Origin of the sequence: Mycolicibacterium aromaticivorans JS19b1 = JCM 16368 (assembly GCF_000559085.1) — a bacterium.
GTDB lineage: Bacteria > Actinomycetota > Actinomycetes > Mycobacteriales > Mycobacteriaceae > Mycobacterium > Mycobacterium aromaticivorans.
In genome coordinates this window covers 2,983,638-3,002,444 of the sequence record NZ_JALN02000001.1, presented here as the reverse complement: position 1 = coordinate 3,002,444, position 18,807 = coordinate 2,983,638, and the positions used below count along the sequence as shown (strand labels likewise).

13 protein-coding genes are annotated in these 18,807 nt (G+C 69.0%); 8 read left to right on the top strand and 5 right to left on the bottom strand.

Annotated features, from left to right (window positions below):
* Nucleotides 1-14: 14 nt before the first annotated feature.
* Complete coding sequence (locus Y900_RS14480; protein ID WP_036342752.1) at nt 15-1,226, bottom strand: glycoside hydrolase family 3 N-terminal domain-containing protein; 1,212 nt, start codon at nt 1,224-1,226, stop codon at nt 15-17.
* A gap of 141 nt (nt 1,227-1,367) precedes the next feature.
* Between Y900_RS14480 and Y900_RS30925 the strand changes: the two genes are divergently transcribed.
* Genes Y900_RS30925 through Y900_RS14465 form a run of 4 tightly spaced genes read left to right on the top strand, consistent with a single transcriptional unit; the run spans nt 1,368 to nt 8,308 of the window.
* Nucleotides 1,368-1,541: a DUF2613 domain-containing protein gene (locus Y900_RS30925; protein WP_071948071.1), complete on the top strand. Its 174-nt coding sequence runs from the start codon at nt 1,368-1,370 to the stop codon at nt 1,539-1,541.
* A 49-nt stretch (nt 1,542-1,590) separates the two neighbouring features.
* Nucleotides 1,591-5,850: an alpha-(1->3)-arabinofuranosyltransferase gene (locus Y900_RS14475; RefSeq protein ID WP_051660066.1), complete on the top strand. Its 4,260-nt coding sequence runs from the start codon at nt 1,591-1,593 to the stop codon at nt 5,848-5,850.
* Nucleotides 5,851-5,859: 9 nt separating this feature from the next.
* Nucleotides 5,860-6,849, top strand: coding sequence for a phosphotriesterase family protein (locus tag Y900_RS14470; RefSeq protein WP_036342751.1), 990 nt, complete (start codon nt 5,860-5,862; stop codon nt 6,847-6,849).
* Nucleotides 6,842-8,308 (top strand): AMP-binding protein, encoded by a 1,467-nt coding sequence (locus Y900_RS14465; protein ID WP_036342750.1) that lies wholly within the window; start codon nt 6,842-6,844, stop codon nt 8,306-8,308. Before Y900_RS14470 ends, Y900_RS14465 begins: the two co-directional genes overlap by 8 nt.
* Nucleotide 8,309: 1 nt before the next feature.
* Here the strand turns inward: Y900_RS14465 and Y900_RS14460 are convergent, their stop codons facing one another.
* Genes Y900_RS14460 through Y900_RS14445 form a run of 4 tightly spaced genes read right to left on the bottom strand, consistent with a single transcriptional unit; the run spans nt 8,310 to nt 13,024 of the window.
* Nucleotides 8,310-9,281, bottom strand: a complete 972-nt coding sequence (locus tag Y900_RS14460) for an SIS domain-containing protein (RefSeq protein WP_036342748.1) — start codon at nt 9,279-9,281, stop codon at nt 8,310-8,312.
* Nucleotides 9,271-10,482, bottom strand: a complete 1,212-nt coding sequence (locus Y900_RS14455; RefSeq protein ID WP_036342747.1) for a glucosamine kinase — start codon at nt 10,480-10,482, stop codon at nt 9,271-9,273. The genes Y900_RS14460 and Y900_RS14455 overlap by 11 nt, the downstream gene beginning before the upstream one ends.
* A 4-nt stretch (nt 10,483-10,486) precedes the next feature.
* Nucleotides 10,487-11,812, bottom strand: coding sequence for a glycosyltransferase (locus Y900_RS14450; protein WP_036342746.1), 1,326 nt, complete (start codon nt 11,810-11,812; stop codon nt 10,487-10,489).
* Between the two features lie 33 nt (nt 11,813-11,845).
* Nucleotides 11,846-13,024 (bottom strand): acyltransferase family protein, encoded by a 1,179-nt coding sequence (locus tag Y900_RS14445; RefSeq protein ID WP_036342745.1) that lies wholly within the window; start codon nt 13,022-13,024, stop codon nt 11,846-11,848.
* 170 nt (nt 13,025-13,194) lie between these two features.
* Between Y900_RS14445 and pgfA the strand changes: the two genes are divergently transcribed.
* The 4 genes from pgfA (at nt 13,195) to Y900_RS14425 (ending at nt 18,807) form a co-directional block, all read left to right on the top strand.
* Nucleotides 13,195-14,394, top strand: coding sequence for a cell envelope lipid trafficking protein PgfA (gene pgfA / locus Y900_RS14440; protein ID WP_036342744.1), 1,200 nt, complete (start codon nt 13,195-13,197; stop codon nt 14,392-14,394).
* Between the two features lie 8 nt (nt 14,395-14,402).
* The gene (locus Y900_RS14435; RefSeq protein WP_036346788.1) at nt 14,403-16,136 is read left to right on the top strand and encodes an MmpA family trehalose lipid delivery protein; all 1,734 of its coding nucleotides are present in this window, start codon (nt 14,403-14,405) and stop codon (nt 16,134-16,136) included.
* Nucleotides 16,137-16,255: 119 nt separating this feature from the next.
* Nucleotides 16,256-18,475 carry a propanediol/glycerol family dehydratase large subunit gene (locus Y900_RS14430; protein ID WP_036346785.1) on the top strand — a complete coding sequence of 740 codons (2,220 nt, stop codon included), beginning with the start codon at nt 16,256-16,258 and terminating at the stop codon, nt 18,473-18,475.
* Nucleotides 18,472-18,807, top strand: coding sequence for a diol dehydratase small subunit (locus tag Y900_RS14425; RefSeq protein WP_036342743.1), 336 nt, complete (start codon nt 18,472-18,474; stop codon nt 18,805-18,807). The genes Y900_RS14430 and Y900_RS14425 overlap by 4 nt, the downstream gene beginning before the upstream one ends.

Here is an 18,807-nt window from a genome sequence, read left to right as displayed (position 1 = left end):
CGTGATCTCCCAGGCTAACCGCCGCAGCGGGGACTTTGCCCTTTCAGACGCGCCATTCGCAATATCGAAGTCTCGATCGCGGGCAGCGAGAGTTCACCCGCATTGACCGCCTTCTCGAGCCGGTCGAGCACCGCGGGCACCTCGTCGGTGGTCACCCAGAGCGCCACGTCGGTGCCGGCCTGCAGGCTGCGGAGCACCGCCTCGGCCACCCCGTACCGGTCGGCGATGGCCGCCATGCTGGACAGGTCGTCGCTGAAGACCGGGCCGTCGAAGCCCGGGCCGCCGTAGCCGCCGCTGCGCAGCAGACCCACCGCCGCGGCACTCAGGCTGGCCGGCGTCGTCCCCGTCAGCCCAGGCACCTCGAGGTGGCCCACCATGACGGCGACGGGCGCTTCCGTGGTCAACGTGCGGTAGGGCACCAGGTCGTTGGTCATCAGGGCGTCCAGCGGCGGGGTGGTGACCGCCCCGGCGGTGTGCGAGTCGCCTGAGCCGTGCCCGTGGCCGGGGAAGTGCTTGAGCACCGGGAGCAGGCCTGCGTCGCGCAGACCGCGGGCGTACGCCCCGGCGTATTCGGTCACCTTCGCCGGATCGTCGGAAAACGACCGGTCGCCGATCACGGTGTCGTCCGGGGCGTCGGTGACGTCGACGACGGGCGCGAAGTCGACGGTGATGCCGAGGCCGCGCATCTTCTTTCCCCGGTCCAGAGCCAGCTGGTACACCTGATCGGCGGTCTGGGTCTGCGCCAGCACCCGCGCCGACGGGGCGTCGCCGATCAGCGAGGTCAGCCGCTGCACGCGGCCGCCCTCTTCGTCGACGCTGACGGCCAGCGGGAGCGGGCCGGCGTTGGCGTAGTCGGGCAGCGAGCCGTCGGTCAGCATCGACAGGTCGGTCCAGCTGCCGATGAAGATGCCGCCGACGTGGTAGGTGTCCACCACATTGCGCGCATCCGCAGCGCCCTTGACCCCGACCATCAACACCTGGGCGAGCTTGTCGCGGGTCGACATCGCGCTGAGCAATCTCGGGCCGTCGCCGCACGCCGGCGGCGCCGGGGAGGCGGGCGCCGGTACCGGTCCGGCCAACGGCGCCGTGCTGGCCGACGACGACTTGCTGACCGGTGCCGACGACGACGCCGCGGGGCGCGAAGCGGTCCCTGAGCAGCCGAGAAGCAGCAGCGGCAGTGCCGACAGGGCCGCGACTCCGCGAATCGAGAACAGGCGGTTGGGCATCCGCACATGCTGTCACGGCCCTCGCCGAGGGCCAACCAAGGTTGGCCGCGTGCTAGGTTTGCCAGCGGGTATTCACCCATGACATTGCGGGTCTTCACCCGATGATCTGCACCGTCCCAGCACCTGCGAGGAGAAGCGACCATGACCCGGTTCGTGGTTCCTGCCGCCGCCAGCATCGTGGTCGGTCTGCTGCTCGGAGCTGCCGCGATCTTCGGCGTGACGCTGATGATCCAGCAGGACACCAAGCCGCCGCTGTCGCCCGGCGACCCGGCGTCGTCGGTGCTGAACCGCGTCGAGTACGGCAACCGCGGCTAGCCTGAGCACTCTCGCCGCCGCCTCCCCCGCGGTCACGGAGGCGCCCATCATGACCTCGCCGCTATCGCGGCGTTGGCTCTCCTGTGTCTTCCTCGTCGCGCTGGTGTTGTGCTTCGCCCAGTCGCCGGGACTGATCTCGCCGGACACCAAGCTCGATCTGACCGCCAACCCGCTGCGTTTCCTCACCCGCGCGGCCAATCTGTGGAACAGCGACCTGCCGTTCGGCCAGGCCCAGAACCAGGCCTACGGCTACCTGTTCCCGCACGGGGCATTCTTCCTACTCGGCGACACCCTCGGGTTGCCAGGCTGGGTCACTCAGCGTCTCTGGTGGGCGTTGCTGCTGACCGCCGGATTCTGGGGCGTGTTGCGGGTGGCCGAAGCGCTGGGCATCGGGACCCGCTCGTCGCGCATCATCGGCGCACTGGCGTTCGCCCTGTCCCCCCGGGTGCTGACGACGCTGGGGTCGATCTCGTCTGAGACGCTGCCGATGATGCTGGCGCCGTGGGTGCTGCTGCCGGTGATCCTGGCGCTGCGCGGCGGTGCCGGAGTCGCCGGGCCGGCAACATCGGACCGAAGCAGATCGCTGAGGGTGCTGGCGGCCCGGGCCGGTCTGGCGCTGGCATTGATGGGCGCGGTCAACGCCGTCGCCACGTTCACCGGCTGCCTGCCTGCGATCATCTGGTGGCTGTGTCACCGGCCCAACCGGGTGTGGCTGCGGTTCAGCGCCTGGTGGGCGCTGGCCTCGGCCCTCGCGGTCACCTGGTGGGTGGTCGCGCTTCTGTTACTGGGCCGGATAAGTCCGCCGTTCCTGGACTTCATCGAGTCGTCCGGGGTGACCACACAGTGGGCGTCGCTGACCGAGATGCTCCGCGGCACCGACAGCTGGACGCCGTTCGTCTCGCCGAACGCCACCGCCGCGGCCGAACTGGTGACCCAACCGGCCATGGTGCTGGCCACCACCCTCGTCGCGGCGGGTGGAATGGCGGGGCTGGCGCTGCGATCGATGCCGGCCCGAGGCCGGCTGATCGTCATGCTGCTCACCGGGGTGGTGCTGCTGGGCCTCGGCTACTCCGGCGGACTCGGCTCCCCGCTGGCGCACCACGTGCAAGCGTTCCTCGACGCAGCGGGTGCCCCGCTGCGCAACGTCCACAAGCTGGAGCCGGTGATCCGACTCCCGCTGGTGCTGGGGCTGGCGCACCTACTCAGCCGAATCCCGCTGCCCGGCAGCGCGCCCCGGCCGGTATGGGTGCGGGCGTTCGCACATCCCGAGAACGACAAACGCGTAGCGGTCGGCATCGTCGTGATGGCCGCGCTGATGGTCGCCACGTCCATGGCATGGACCGGCCGGCTCACCCCGCCCGGTGCATTCCGCGCTATCCCGGACTATTGGCACCAGGCAGCGGATTGGCTGACCAAGAACAACACCGGCCAGCCGACACCAGGCCGGGTCCTCGTGGTTCCAGGCGCCCCGTTCGCCACCCAGGTCTGGGGCAACAGCCACGATGAACCGCTGCAAGTGCTCGGCGAAAGTCCCTGGGGCGTACGTGATTCCATCCCGCTAACCCCGCCACAAACGATTCGTGCGCTGGATTCGGTACAACGCCTGTTCGCCGCGGGCCGGCCATCGGCGGGGCTTGCCGACACCCTGGCCCGCCAGGGCATCTCCTACGTGGTGGTCCGCAACGACCTGGACCCGGACAAGTCGCGCTCGGCCCGCCCGCTGCTGGTGCACCGCGCCATCGACGGATCGCCGGGTCTGCAGAAGGTGGCGCAGTTCGGCGACCCGGTCGGACCGGGCACACTCGACGGTTTCATCAGCGACAGCGGGCTGCGGCCGCGATATCCCGCGGTCGAGATCTATCACGTTGGCGCCCAGGGTAATCCGGCGACGCCGTACTTGACCGATGCGAATCGGATGCCCCGGATAGACGGCGGCCCCGAGGTGCTGCTGCGCATCGACGAACGACGCAGGCTGCTCGGGCTACCGCCGCTCGGCCCGATGCTGCTGACTTCGGATGCCCAGCGTGCAGGGCTCGCGGCGCCGGTGGTCACCGTGACAGATACCCCCGTCGACCGGGAAACCGATTACGGCCGGGTCGACGATCACTCGTCGGCAGCCCGGGCCGAGGGCGACCACCGCAACACCTTCAACCGGGTGCCCGACTACCCGGTCCCCGGTGCCCGGCCGGTCCGCGGTGCCTGGACCGGAGGACGGCTGTCCGCGTCGAGTTCCTCGTCGGACGCCACCGCGCTGCCCAACGTCGCGCCGGCCAGCGGACCGGCCGCCGCCATCGACGGTGACTCGGCCACCGCGTGGGTGTCCAATTCGCTACAGTCCGCGATCGGACAGTGGCTGCAGGTCGACTTCGACCATCCGGTCACCAATGCGACGCTGACGATCACTCCGAGTGCCACCGCCGTCGGGGCCCAAGTCCGGCGATTGCAGGTGTCCACCGTAAACGGAACCACCACAGTGCGTTTCGACGAGCCGGGCAAACCGCTCACGGTGGCCCTTCCCTACGGCGAGTCGCCGTGGGTCCGGATCACCGCGATCGGGACCGACGACGGCTCGTCGGGTGTGCAGTTCGGCATCACCGATCTGTCGGTGACTCAGTTCGACGCCTCCGGATTCGCCCATCCCGTCGACATCAGGCACAGCGTCGTCGTGCCCGGGCCGCCCGGTGGGTCCGCGATTGCCGCCTGGGATCTTGGCTCCGAACTGCTCGGTAGGCAAGGCTGTGCGGATTCTCCCGACGGAGTGCACTGCGCGGCGTCGATGTCGCAGGCTCCCGAGGAGCCGGTCACGTTGAGCCGCACGCTGACCGTGCCCAAACCGATCGACGTCATCCCCACGGTCTGGGTCCGTGCCCGGCAGGGACCGCACCTGGCGGACCTCGTCGCCCAGCCGGGCACCGTCCGCTCACGCGCCGACGCCGATCTGATCGACGTCGACGGATCCGCCTATGCCGCAACCGATGGCGACCCGCGCACCTCGTGGACAGCACCGCAGAACGTGGTGCAGCATCGCAGTGCCCCCACTCTCACGGTGACTCTGCCGAAGCCGACCGAGGTCACCGGCCTGGTGCTGACTCCGAGTTCGTCGGCGCTGCCCACTCATCCCACGATGGTGGCCGTCGACCTCGGTGACGGACCGCAGGTCCGCCGGATGGACGCCCAACCGGACGCCGGCGCACAAACGCTGACGCTGCGTCCACGGCTGACCGACACCGTCCGGATCAGCCTGCTCGACTGGAACGACGTGATCGACCGCACCGCACTGGGTTTCGATCAGCTCAAGCCTCCTGGCCTGGCCGAGGTGGGTGTACTGGGCCCGGACGGCAAGCCCGTCGCCGCCGCCGACGCGGCCACCAACCGCAAACGCACCATCGAGATTCCCTGCGGCCAGGGACCGATCGTCGCGGTGTCCGGCCGGTTCGTGCAGACCTCGGTGACCACCACCGTCGGCGCACTGCTGGACGGCGAACCTGTCCCGGCCCGCGCATGCGACCCGGCGCCGATCGCTCTACCCGCCGGCCAGCAGGAGCTGCTGATCAGCCCCGGCTCGGCATTCGTGGTGGACGGAGTCCAGCTGTCCGGCCCGTTGTCAAGCCAAATCACCACCGCCCCAACGACTCCCGCCGATGTCACCAGCTGGGGCGCTGATCGCAGGGAATTCAATGTCAACCGGTCGCCCACCGCACGCGTGCTGGTGGTCCCGGAAAGCGTGAATCCCGGCTGGGTGGCCCGACTGCCCGACGGGGTCACACTCACGCCGATCATCGTCAACGGCTGGCAACAAGGCTGGGTGGTGCCTGCCGGTGAACAGGGCACCGTCACGGTCAGCTTCCCGTCGAACCGGATCTACCGGATCGGGCTCGCCGTCGGCCTGTCCCTGCTACCGCTGCTGCTGCTGTTGGCACTGGTGCCGCCGCGCCGCCCGCCGGCAGCGCACCCCCCGGCCCGGCCCTGGACCGTACCCCTGCTGGTCGGCGCCGGGGTGCTGGCCGCCGGTGGGTTGATCGCGGGCGTCGGCGGGCTGGCGGTGTTCGGGACAGCGATGCTGCTCGGCTTCCTGCTACGCGGGCGGGCCCGGCTGCGCGACCGGCTGACACTGACGGCCAGTGCCTGTGGGCTGATCGCGGCGGGGGCGCTGCTCTCGCGCTACCCCTGGCGCTCCGTCGACGGCTACATCGGCCACTCCTCCTGGGTCCAGCTGCTCGCCCTGATCGCGGTCGGCGCCCTGGCCGCCTCCGCAATACGGGAGCGAACTGACAGCGAAACCAAAGAGGACACAAGCATTTCCCGTTAGGGTGTCGGCATGACAGAGCCGTCACAGGTCGAGACCGTGCGAGGCCCGGTCGCGACGAGCGACTTAGGTGTGGTGTTCATGCACGAACACGTCTTCATCCTGTCGCAGGAGATCATGGCCAACTATCCCGAGGGCTGGGGCGACGGCGAGGCCCGCGAGGCCGACGCGGTCGCCAAGCTCAACGAGCTGAAGGCACTCGGGGTGGACACCATCGTCGACCCGACGGTCATCGGACTGGGCCGCTACATTCCGCGTATCCAGCGGGTGGCCGCACAGACCGACCTCCAAATCGTGGTCGCCACCGGGATCTACACCTACAACGACGTCCCGATGTACTTCCACTTCACCGGCCCGGGAACCCTGCTGGACGGTCCGGAGATCATGACCGATCTGTTCGTCCGGGACATCACCGAGGGTATCGCCGATACCGGCGTGAAAGCGGGAATCCTCAAGTGCGCCACCGACGAACCCGGCGTCACCGCGGGCGTCGAGCGAGTGCTGCGCGCGGTGGCCCAGGCCCACAAACAGACCGGGGTGCCGATTACCACCCACACCCACGCGCTGAGCCGTCGCGGTCTCGAGCAGCAACGGATCTTCGCCGAAGAGGGTGTCGACCTCAACCGGGTCATCATCGGGCACAGCGGCGACACCACCGACCTGGGCTACCTGGAGGAACTGATCGCCGCAGGCTCGTACCTCGGCATGGACCGATTCGGGCTGGACGGCTTCCTCAGTTTCGATGACCGCGTCGACACCGTCGTGCGGATGTGTGAACGGGGGCATGCCGACAAAATGGTGCTGTCCCACGACGCGTCCTGCTACATCGACTGGCTGCCCGAAGAAGTCGTCCCGGTGGTCATGCCCAATTGGCACTTCCGGCACATCCACAACGACGTGCTTCCCGCGCTGCGCCGGCGCGGAGTGACCGACGAGCAGATCACCACCATGCTGGTGGACAATCCCCGCGCCATCTTCGCCAAGCAAGGTGCTTATGAGTGACGAGATCCCGGCGCTCGGGGCCCGGCTGAGCCAGCTGGCTGCCGAGGCACCCGATCGCCCCGCCGTGTCGTGCGACGGCCGCACCATCACCCGCGCTCAGCTCGAGTCTGCGTCGAACCGGCTGGCCCGCGCCTATGCCGAACTCGGGGTCGGTCAAGGCGATTACGTGACGATCGCGGTGGCCAACTCGATCGAGTGGGTGCAGGCCACGGTGGCGGTATGGAAGCTCGGCGCCATCCCGCAACCGCTGTCACCGCGGATGCCGGACGCCGAATTCGAAGGTCTGCTCGATTTGACGCCGCGCGCACTGCTGGTCGGGCGCGCCGACCCACGCGGGGTCGTGCCGTCGGTGGCCGCCGACTTCACCGGCAGCCCGGATCTCTCGGATGCTGCACTGCCCGAAGCTGTTTCACCGGCGTGGAAATCGATCGCGTCGGGCGGCAGCACCGGACGGCCGAAACTCATCGAGGCCGGTGGGGACAGCCGGTATCCGGCCGACCTGGTGGCGATGGGGATGGGCAACGAACCGACCGACACCCAGTTGGTGCCGGTGCCGCTCAGCCACAACACCGGATTCACCTCGGCCACCATCGCATTGGCCACCGGGCAGCACCTGGTGCTGCTGCCCAGGTTCGACCCGGAGCGCTTCCTGCGTGTCATCACCGACTACAAGGTGAACTACCTGACCACCGTGCCGACGATCATGCAGCGGCTGCTGCCGGTCTACCACGCCAGCGCGGGCGCCTACGACCTGTCGTCGCTGCGCCGGCTGTGGCACGTCGCCGCAGTCTGCCCGCCGAACGTCAAGCAGGCGTGGATCGACCTGCTCGGCCCGGATGCGGTGTGGGAACTTTACGGCGGCACCGAACTTCAGGCCCTGACGTTCATCAGCGGTTCGGAATGGCTGACCCACCGCGGATCAGTTGGGCGCGTGGTGGCCGGCGAGATGAAAGTGCTCGACGACGACGGCAACGAATGCCCACCGGGGGTGCTCGGGGAGATCTACATGCGCCCCAACCCGGGTTCGCGCCCCACCTACCGCTACATCGGCAGCACCGCCAAGTCCCGCGACGGCTGGGACTCTCTCGGTGACCTCGGCTGGTTCGACGTCGAGGGCTACCTGTACCTTGCCGACCGTCGGGTCGACATGTTCACCGTCGGTGGCCGCAACGTGTATCCCGCGGAAATCGAGAGCGCCCTGTCCGAGCACCCCGCCGTGCTGTCCTGTCTGGCCGTCGGGGTGCCGCACGAGGACCTCGGCCAGGTGCCGTATGCGTTGGTGCACACCGACGGTGACGTGCTCACCGAAGACGACGTCAAAGCGTTCGTGGCGCAGCGGCTCGCCGACTACAAGGTGCCGCGCGCGGTCGAGTTCGTGGACACCCCGCTGCGGGACGACGCGGGCAAAGCCCGCCGATCCGCGGTTCGGGATCAGGTGATCGCCCGACTGCAGGGTTAGCTCAGCCCTTGGCGGTCTGCTGCCAGGCGCGGGCCGCGACCAGTTCCGGGACCAGGACTTCGGTCAGCAGCCGCACATCGTCCTGCTCGTCGCCCGGGTAACGGACCTCGAGTCGGGCTCCCGGCACGGTGCCGCCCACCGCGACAACGGTGGTGCCGCGCACCGTCGTCCACTCCGCCATCTGGTCCTCCCACTCCGAACCGGCGAATACCAGCATCCGGTAGTCGGTGGTCTTGGTGAGGTAGACGTCGACGTGGCTCCAGTCGCCGGTCTCACACCCGACTGCGGGACGCCGCGGGCCCTCGCGGAGCATCAGCGCGCCCTGCTGCGCCGAGCAGAACCGGTGGGCCGGCGCGACCAGGTGAGTGCCCGCCGGCCCGAGCAGCATGCCTGCCACCTCGGGGCGCCAGGCCGCTTCGGTGTCGAGCAGGTGCGCGCTCGCTTCGGCCGTCGTCGCGATCGACGCCACCAACCCGGCGGTGTCGTCTCCGGCCAGGTGCAACTCGAGCGCCATGAGCAGTGCCAGCGTGTGCTGATAGCTCCGGCACGCCACCCCGCCGCGCTCGGGGTCGGCTGCCAAATCGACGACGGCGGAGCAGGATTCGGTGATCGCCGACCCTGCGGTGTTGGTCAGCGCCACCGTGGTCGCCCCGGCAGGCAGCCGGCGCAGCGCGTCCAGTGTTTCCGCCGAACCTCCCGTCGCCGAGGTCGCCACCACCAGGGTGCCCGGTCCCCAGGCGGGCAGCAGACGGGTGCACGCCAACTCCGAGACCGCGACAATCCCTCGCGCGCGCATCCGCGCGGCCACGACGCCCGCGGCGTAGGCGGAGGACCCCATCCCAACGAACACCACCCGCTCAGTGCCGGCCGGAACGACCGCTGCCCAGGGATTGTCGGCCGCAAGCCGCTCGGCGAGCCGAGACAACGCCTCCGGCTTGCGGGCCAGGTCCGCGGCAAAGCCGTCAGGGTCCACCGGTGATTCCTTCGTCGAGCAACATGGGTAAGGCGGCCTCCGGGACGTACATCCAGCGCGGCAGATGCCGTGCCGCGTAGACGACTTCCCGCAACACCTGCTGCAAGCGAAATGCCCGCAGACAGGCCGGATCGTACAACTCGCCGTGCCCCAGCGCGGCCAGGTGTGCGGCGTAGCTGCGGGTGAAGTGATCGCGGGCCAGCCGGTCGACCTTGGACAACGCCACCCGGTCGACGCGGTGGTGGCGGCGGGCCACGATCGCCGCGTGGGTCAGCGACTGCGCCAACCCGGCCACGTCGAGGACGGCCGGGATCGGTAGCACCCGTTCGGCGGGTGGCAGTACCGGATTCCCGTCGAAGTCGATGACCGCGTACCCGCCGGGATGTTTCAGGACCTGGCCGACATGCAGATCACCGTGGCCCTCGATCACCGGAGTACCGGCCATCCCGCCCAGGCCGTCGACGATCTCGTCGATCACCCGGCTTTCGAGCAGCTCGCGCATGGCCGGATCACTGTGCGCCCGAGCCTCATCCAAGGTCGCGGTTGCCCCGGCCCGCCAGCGCTCGGCGTCGGCGGGCGAGGCGATGGTCGCGGTGAGCGCCAATGCGGCGTGCAATTCGGCGATCACGGTGCCGACGTCCGCCGCCGCCGCCACCAGCTCGTCCGCCGGGGCGTCGGGCCCGTCCGCCGCCGCCGCGATCAGGTCCACCGCCCATGTCCACCCGTCGACGGCGCCGGGCAGATACTCGTCGACACCGGCCACCAGCGTCTGGTCGCCGTCCTCCGATCGCCAGGCGACCAGCCCCCACGGGCACGGCATGTGCCGAAAGCCATTGGCGCGCAGTATCTCGATCCGGCGGGGCGCCGGATGCGGTCCGGCCTGCAGATGCGCGGCCCACTTCACCACCGCCGCGTCACCCACGATCACCGATTCGTTGGTCTGATCGACGGTGATCGCCCGTTCGCCCGCCGCGACCCGCGCCGACCAGGAGTGCACGGTGAACGATCCGATCTCGGACACCTCCGGCGCCGCCGCCAGCAGTGCCAGCAGCGCCTCGGCGACACCGTCGCCGGGCCGGGCGCGTCGCCACGACCCGCCGGCGTCGCGAACCTGCGGTTCGGCGGTCAGCCCGTCTTCCGTCGCGACGATCGAAAGTCGCTTACCGTCAATGAGATCCAGTGAGTCGAGTTCCCCGCCCACGTCATCAGCCTGACGCGCTGTCGCGGTTCCGATGCCGCAGCCCCACCTGCTCGATCACGTCGGCCCCGACCCGCAGCCCGTCTCGGGCCCGGATCGACTCGCCAATTCCGGACAGCCGGTTTCGGACCTCGGTGTCGGCGAGGATCCTGTCCACCGCCGCGATGAGCTCCTCGTCGCGGAAGGCATACGTGTCGAGTCGAGCACCGAAGCCGAGTTCGTCGATGCGCTGGGCATTTTCGTACTGGTCCCAGAACAGCGGCAGCACGATCAGCGGCTTGCCGAAGTGCAGGGTCTCGGTCACCGTGTTGTTGCCGCCATGTGAGATGACCAGATCGACCTGCGGGATGACCTTGGTCTGCGGCGGCATCTGTTCACCGACCATGTTGTCGGCCAACGCGATCCGATCCGCCTGTGGACCCTTGCTCACGATGTACCGGTGCTTGGTCTTGCCCAGCACGTCGACCAGGCGCTGCATGAGTTCGACGTCGGCACCGCCCAGCGATCCCAGCGACAGGTAGATCAGCGCGCTGGCCTCCGGACGGTCGGCCACCGATGCGGGCACCTCGTACTCCGCGTCGGTCTCCCGAACGCTGGAGTCCATCCGCGTCCAGCTGTCGTCGAGCGGGCGGGCATCGACGTAGTCGGCCTCGGCCGGATAGACGTAGAGATTGGCAGCGTTGTCGCGCGGCATGAACTCCAGATCCGGCAGCGGACCGGCACCGCGGCTCTGTACCCATGCGTTGAAGTCGGACCACATCGCGCGATGGGTGCGGTCGAACTCGGCCCGGTAGGCGTCCCACTGCGTGGGGTCCGCACTGGGCAGCCCGGAGAACGGGGGCGGCACATTCGGTCCCGGTACTTCGAGCGGACTGCAGGACACGATCCGCACGAACGGTGCGCCCGCGCTCACCAACGCCGGGAACAGCACGACGTTGTCCTCGACGATCACGTCGGGCTTATGTTCGGCGACGATCTCCCGCAGCCGCGGCTCACAATATTTCGCACCGTCGATCAGCGCCTGATACGTCGGCTGGATGAAGGTTTCGAGCTGCAGATGAGTCGGCTTGCGAAACTCCGGCGCGGTCTCGGCGATGAAGTCGGTCCAGAACTTGCCGGGATCCTCGTCGGCCGCGCCGTCGGCAGGCTCGGCGAGATCGACCAGTTCTTCGACGAAGCCCAGTGGTGCGAGCTTGCCCGCCCACGAGCTTTCGGCGGCGAACACGATCCGGTGGCCGCGCCCGCGCAGGATGGCCGCCAGACCGATGCACTGGTTCGTCGGGCCGTAGGCCGACTCGGGCCAGAACATGATGGTCAATGGTTCAGAAGCCATAGCGATCCCCTCAGACGTCGGGTCAGGCCGCAATCATCGCGCAATCACGGGCTCCGGCGCATCGTCGACCGAACTGTCCAGCGACGGGACCGGAGCCTTCTCGCGATACTCCCAGCGCCGCAAGGCATTCCGACATGGCGATTCGATCAGGGCATAGCTGACCGCCGCCATCGCGAAGCCAAGCACCAGCGTCAACACCAGCGTCACGATCAGGTTGCCGTTGAACATGAACCGACCGACCATCGGGAACACCATCACCAGCGCGGCCAGATGCCACACGAACAGCCCGTAGGACCACCGGCCCAGGGTGACCATGAACCGGCTGCCCAGAATAGGGTGCCGGGTGTCGGGCCTGTCGAGCACCAGCGGCGCCAGCAGCGCACCGGCGACGATGGCCCCCATCGAGGTGCGGATCACGAACTGCCCCAGTGTGGCGGGAACCAGGTCCTTCGGACCGGCCAGCGGTGAGGCCGAGATCAGATAGGCCGCCAGCGCGATACCGGTGATGGCCCAGCGATTGCGGGCCAGCTTGTGCGCCCACCCCAGCGGGCTGACTGTCCACTCCGCCAGCAGCATGCCCGCGGCGAACCAGGAGGCGTAGGCCGGCGGCCAGTTCAAGAAGTTGACCCCCTGCACGGTGTGAATCGGCAGCAGCCCCCAGCCGAGGCTGGCCAGCGCGATCGCCGCGATCACCGGGACCCGGGTCCGCACCGGCAGCCGACGGGCCGCGAAAGCCAGGATCGGCAAGGCCAAATAGAAGCTCACCTCGACCGACAGGCTCCACATCTGAGTCAGTCCCGCCGTCAATGTGAGCGGGACGTAGACCTGGGTCAGCGTCAGGTTGGCCCACCACACCGTGAAGCTCGCGTGGTTGGCGTCCGGGAGCAGCGTCAGGATGACGACGACCGCCACCACATATCCGGGCATGATGCGTACCAGCCGAGAACGCAGGTAATGCCCGGTGGGTGGGCGCCGGCGCAGTCCGCGGGCCGCGGCGGCGTGCCCGCGCCACAGCAGGAAGCCGGAGAGCGCGAAGAACACCGCGACGGCCAGGTCGAAGCGATGCAGCAGGCGTCCGACCACGGCGCCGGTGGTGCCGGTCTGGAACGCGACGTGGGTGAGCACCACTCCCACGGCGGCGCACGCGCGCATACCCTCGACGGCGGGCAGGAAGCCGCGGGTGCCCCCGACCCCCTGCGCGTCCGCCGTCATGGAAGCCAGTGTGCGCCGGACACGTGTGGTTCGCGAAAGTGGGTACACCTGGCCTGCGGTGGCGACCTCCTAATGAACCGGCGCCTTGGGCTGGGCTGTTAGGGTCGAACCGGTTTGCTTCGCCGTCAGGCGGGGCGCGGCACGATCGGCAGTGAGGAGGCCACGGCAGCGTGAATCGCGCAGGCATGGTGCGTATCGCGGCATTCGGCATCATCGGGCTCGGAGCCGCCCTCCTGATCGCCGCGTTGCTGTTGACGACCTACACCTCCGGCAAGATCAAGAAGATCCCGCTGAACATCGACGAGACTCTGGTCAGCGACGGGACAGGTAGCGCGTTGGACCCCGCGTCGCTCACCGGTGAGAAGTTCGTCGTGGACAAGAACGTGCCGCTGGTCTCCCAGCAGCAGATCACCGTCGAGTCGCCGGCCAACGCCGACGTGGTGACCCTGCAGGCCGGCACCAGCGTGCGGCGCAGCGACAAGCAACAGGACAACGGACTGCTGCTGGCCATGGTCGACACCGTGACGGTCAACCGCAGCACCGCGATGGCGGTGTCCGACGACACCCATCCGGGCGGGTCGGTGCAGAAGCCGCGCAGCATCGAGGACAACAAGCCGCCGACCAACATCGCGCTTCCTCATGACGGCCTGGCCTACCGGTTCCCGTTCGGCACCGAGAAGAAGACCTATCCGTTCTTCGACCCGATCGCGCAGAAGGCCTTCGACGCCAACTACGACGGCCAGGAAGACGTCAACGGACTGACCACCTACCGCTTCACCCAGAACGTCGGCTACGACGCCGACGGCAAGTTGGTCGACCCGATCAAGTACGCCTCGCTCTATGACAAGAACGAGGACGGCGAGGTGACCGCGCGGGCCGAGCTGTGGGGTCTGCCCGGGCCGCCGGATGAGCCGGTCACCATGACCCGCTATTACGCCGCGCAGCGCACCTTCTGGGTGGACCCGGTGACCGGCGTGATCGTGAAGTCCACCGAGCACGCCAACCACTACTACGCCCGCGACGCGCTGCGCCCGGAGATGGAGCTGGCCGATTACAAGGTCACTTCCACCGAGCAGACCATCGAGTCCCGGGTGGCCTCCGCCCGTGACGAGCGCGACCGGGTGGGCCTGTGGTCGCGGGTGCTGCCGATCAGCTTCACCGCCGCCGGTCTGGTGGCACTCGTGGGCGGGGCGCTGCTGGGCACATTCAGCCTGCGGGCCGAGTCCGCGCTGATCGATCCCGGCCTGGACACCGCCGACCACGGCTTCTTCGGCAAGGACGAGACCGGACCGATGCCGGCCGCCGAGGCGGCCACCGAGAAGCTGCCCGCGGCCAGACCGGACCTGGAGCCTCCGCCGCCGCAACGGTGAGCAATCCCGTGACCCGGGCACACCGGGCCGTCCGGTGGGTGGTGCCGGGCTACGCACTCCTGTTGGCCCTCGCGGTCACCGCGCCGCTGCTGGCGCCCGGCTATCTGTTGTTGCGCGATGCCGTGTCCACGCCGCGGTCGTATTTCTCCGATGCGGCGTTGGGTTTGTCCGAATCGGCGCCCCGAGCGCTTCCGCAGGACTTCCTGATCGCCGCACTGACACCGGTGGTCGACGGCGGAGTGCTGGTGAAGGCGCTGCTGATCGCCGGGATTTTCCTGGCCGGCTGGGGAGCCGGACGGTTGGCCGCCGACCTGGTCCCGGATGCCGGAATGCCCGGACAGCTGGTGGCGGCGACGCTCGCGGTGTGGAACCCCTACGTCGCGGAGCGGCTGCTCCAAGGGCACTGGAGCCTGCTGGTCGGGTACGGCTGCCTGCCGTGGGTGGCCGCCGCGGTGATTCGGGTGCGGTCTGAGGCGTCCGTGGCCCGGTGGGCGGCAGTGGTGTTCTGGATCGCGCTGGCCGGGCTGACGCCGACCGGGCTGTTGCTGGCCGCTGTGGTGGCGGCGGCGTGTGTCGCGGCTCCCGGGACCGGGGCATCGCGGCCGTTGTGTGCGGCCGGGGTGCTGACGACCGCGGTGCTCGCGGCGTCACCGTGGCTGATGGCGTCGGCGTTGGGTGACGGGCTCGGCTCGTCGCCGTCCCCGGGCGTGACGGCGTTCGCGGCTCGAGCGGAGCCGGGCCTTGGTACCCTCGGCAGCCTGGCGGGACTCGGCGGAATTTGGAACGCGGAGGCCGTTCCCTCCTCTCGCACAATGCTTTTCGCGCTGCCCGCGACTCTGGTGCTGGTGGGCGTCGTCGCCGTCGGGCTACCTGCGGTGCTGCGTCGCCGGTCGGTGCTGCCACTTCTGGTGCTCGCCGCGATCGGCGTGCTGCTGCCCGCCGCAGCGGCCACCGGACCAGGGCTGGCGGTGCTGCGCGACGTGGTGGAGGCCGTGCCCGCGGTCGGGATCCTGCGCGACGGGCAGAAGTGGGTGGCGCTGGCGATGCCCGGCTATGCGGTTGCCGCAGCGGCGGCGGTGGTGACGTTGCGAGGCCGGTTCCGGCCCGGCACCACCGCGGTGATGGGGGTCGTGGCGCTCATCGCCGTGCTGCCGGATCTGGCCTTCGGCGCCTGGGGCAAGGTCACGCCGGTGCGCTATCCGCAGGGTTGGGCGGCGGTGGCCGGCTTGATCGACGCCCACCCGGGCGACGTCGCAGTGCTGCCCGCCGACAGCATGCGCCAGTTCCCGTGGGCCGGTGCGGCGCCGGTGCTCGATCCGTTGCCGCGCTGGGTGCGCGCCGAGGTGCTGGCCACCGGCGACCTGACCATCTCCGGGCACAAGGTCCCCGGTGAGGGCGGCCATGCCCGCGATGTCCAGCGGATGCTGCTGGCCGGCGGTTCGTCCGAGGCACTTGCCGGTGCCGGAGTGGGCTGGGTCGTCGTCGAATCGGGCAGCGCGGGCACGACCGGCAACGCACAGCAAACCCTGGCCCGGCTGCCGGTGGTATACCGCGACGGCGAGATCACGCTGTACCGCGTCGGCGGCACGAGCGTCGGTGCGACACCCGGAGCGCGGCTCGCGGTGATCGCGGCCCACCTGGTGTGGCTGGTGACGCTGGGCGCCGCCGGGGCGGTGGCTGTGGTCAGCGCGGTGCGCCAACGGCGTAAGTCAAGTTCGGCGACCCCCGACGCGGCGCCCTGATCACCCGTATCGTATTCGAGGACAAAGTGATTCGCGAAGCGGGAACGAGGATGACGGAGAGTATGGCTGGACTTGACGACGAGGTTCTTTCCCGCCCCGAGGATCTCGACCAGGGTCGGATGCGGATCCTCGATGCGAAAGCGGTCAACCTGGACGGGTTCAGCGTTGCCGACCCGACTCTCGGCCTTGCCGCGATGCACAGCCCGCACGACCCGGCACCGTCTCTGGTGGTGCGCGACGGTGTCGTGGTCGAGCTGGACGGAAAATCCGCGAGCGAGTTCGACGTCATCGACGAGTTCATCGCCCGGCACGGCATCGACTTGGAGACGGCCGGTGAGGCGATGGAGCTCGACGACGTCGTGCTGGCCAGGATGGCCGTCGACGTCAATGTGCCGCGCTCCGAGGTGGTGCGCCTGATCGGCGGGACCACTCCGGCGAAGCTGGCCAGAGTGGTCGCGTTGATGACGCCCGTCGAGATGCAGATGGCGATGGCGAAGATGCGCGCCAGACGTACCCCGAGTAATCAAGCCCACGTCACCAACCAGCTCGACGATCCGCTGTTGATCGCCGCCGATGCGGCCAGCGCGGTGGCGTATGGCTTTCGGGAGGTCGAGACGACGGTGCCGGTGCTTGGTGATGCCCCGTCGAACGCCGTGGCGTTGCTGATCGGCAGCCAGGTGGGTGTACCAGGGGCGCTGGCCCAGTGTTCGATCGAAGAGGCCTTGGAGCTGCGGCTCGGCTTGCGCGGCCTGACCAGTTACGCCGAGACCATCTCGATCTACGGGACCGAGCAGGTGTTCGTCGACGGTGACGACACCCCGTTCTCGAAGGCAATTCTGACCTCGGCCTATGCCTCCCGCGGGCTGAAAATGCGGGTGACCAGCGGTGGCGGTGCCGAAGTTCTGATGGGTGCAGCAGAGAAGTGTTCGATCCTGTACCTGGAGTCGCGGTGTGTGTCGCTGGCCCGCGCGCTCGGGTCGCAGGGCGTGCAGAACGGCGGGATCGACGGTGTCGGCGTGGTGGCGTCGGTCCCCGAAGGCATGAAAGAGCTGCTGGCCGAGAACCTGATGGTGATGCTGCGCGACCTCGAGTCCTGCGCGGGCAACGACAACCTGATCTCGGAGTCGGACATTCGCCGCAGCGCCCACACCCTTCCCGTCCTGCTCGCCGGCGCGGATTTCATCTTCTCCGGATTCGGCTCGATTCCCCGCTACGACAATACTTTTGCGCTGTCGAACTTCAACTCCGACGACATGGACGACTTCCTGGTGTTGCAGCGGGACTGGGGAGCCGACGGCGGACTGCGGACGGTGTCGGCCGAGCACCTGGCGCGCGTGCGCCGGCGTGCGGCCACGGCGGTGCAAGCGGTCTACCGGGATCTCGGCCTTGCCGACTACGACGATGCCCGCGTCGACGAAGTGGTGGTGGCCAACGGATCTCGCGACCTGCCCGCCGGGCATCCCAAGATGGTCGCCGAGGCGGCGGCCGCGATCGAGGCTCGCCAGCTGACCGTCTTCGACGTCGTGGCCGCGCTGCACCGCACCAGCTTCGAACCGGAGGCGCAGGCGATCATGCGGCTGACCGCCGAACGACTGCGCGGCGACCAACTCCAGACGTCGGCCATCTTCGACCAGGACTTCAACGTGCTGTCCAAACTCACCGATCCCAATGACTATGCCGGCCCGGGAACGGGTTACACGTTGTCCGAGGCGCGGCGAGCGGAGATAGACGACATCCGACAAGCCCGGACGACGGCGCAGCTGACCGCCGATCAAGCCGACCACCACGGCCACATCACGTTCACCCCAGTCGAGAACGCCAGGCAGGGCAGCGATCCGCGCGAGGTCTGCATCGGTTTGTCGCCCGCGCTGGGGCGCAGCGTGTGGCTGACCCTGTGCGGGCTGACCGTCGGTGAGGTCCTGCGGCAGATCGAAGCCGGGCTGGAAGAGGAAGGCTGCGTGGCCCGGCTGGTGCGGGTGCGATCGACCATCGACGTAGGGCTGATTGGATTGACCGCCGCCAAGCTGTCCGGATCCGGGATCGGAATCGGCCTGCAGGGCAAGGGCACTGCTCTGATCCATCGACGAGACCTGGCGCCGCTGGCGAATCTCGAACTGTTCAGTGTGGCACCGCTGTTGGACGCGGACATGTACCGCCAGCTGGGCAAGAACGCCGCCCGCCACGCCAAGGGCATGGCACCGATACCCATCTTCACCGGCGGCACCGACGAGTCGATATCGGCCCGCTATCACGCCAGGGCGGTCGCGCTCGTCGCCCTGGAGCGTGAAGCATGTGAACCGGGCGAATCCCCCGTGACCGTCGAAGCGAGGCGAGCATGATCGAGGATCGTTTCACCGTGGCGGCCGCCGTCGACGGCAAGCTCACGTTGGCGGATCTGCGGATGGAGCCGGCGGCGCTGGTTCACCAGGCTGATGTCGCCGCGGCGGGCGGCAATCCGCAACTGGCCGAGAACTTCCTCCGTGCAGCCGAATTGGCAACGATGGGCGACGACGAGGTGATGAAGCTCTACGAGGCACTGCGTCCGCACCGGTCGACGGCGCCGGAACTGGACGCGCTCGCGGCCGCCTTGGAAGCGCGCGGCGCGACCCGGTGTGCCGAACTGGTGCGTCACGCCGCAGCCGTCTACCAACGCAGGGGTCTGCTGCGTTGA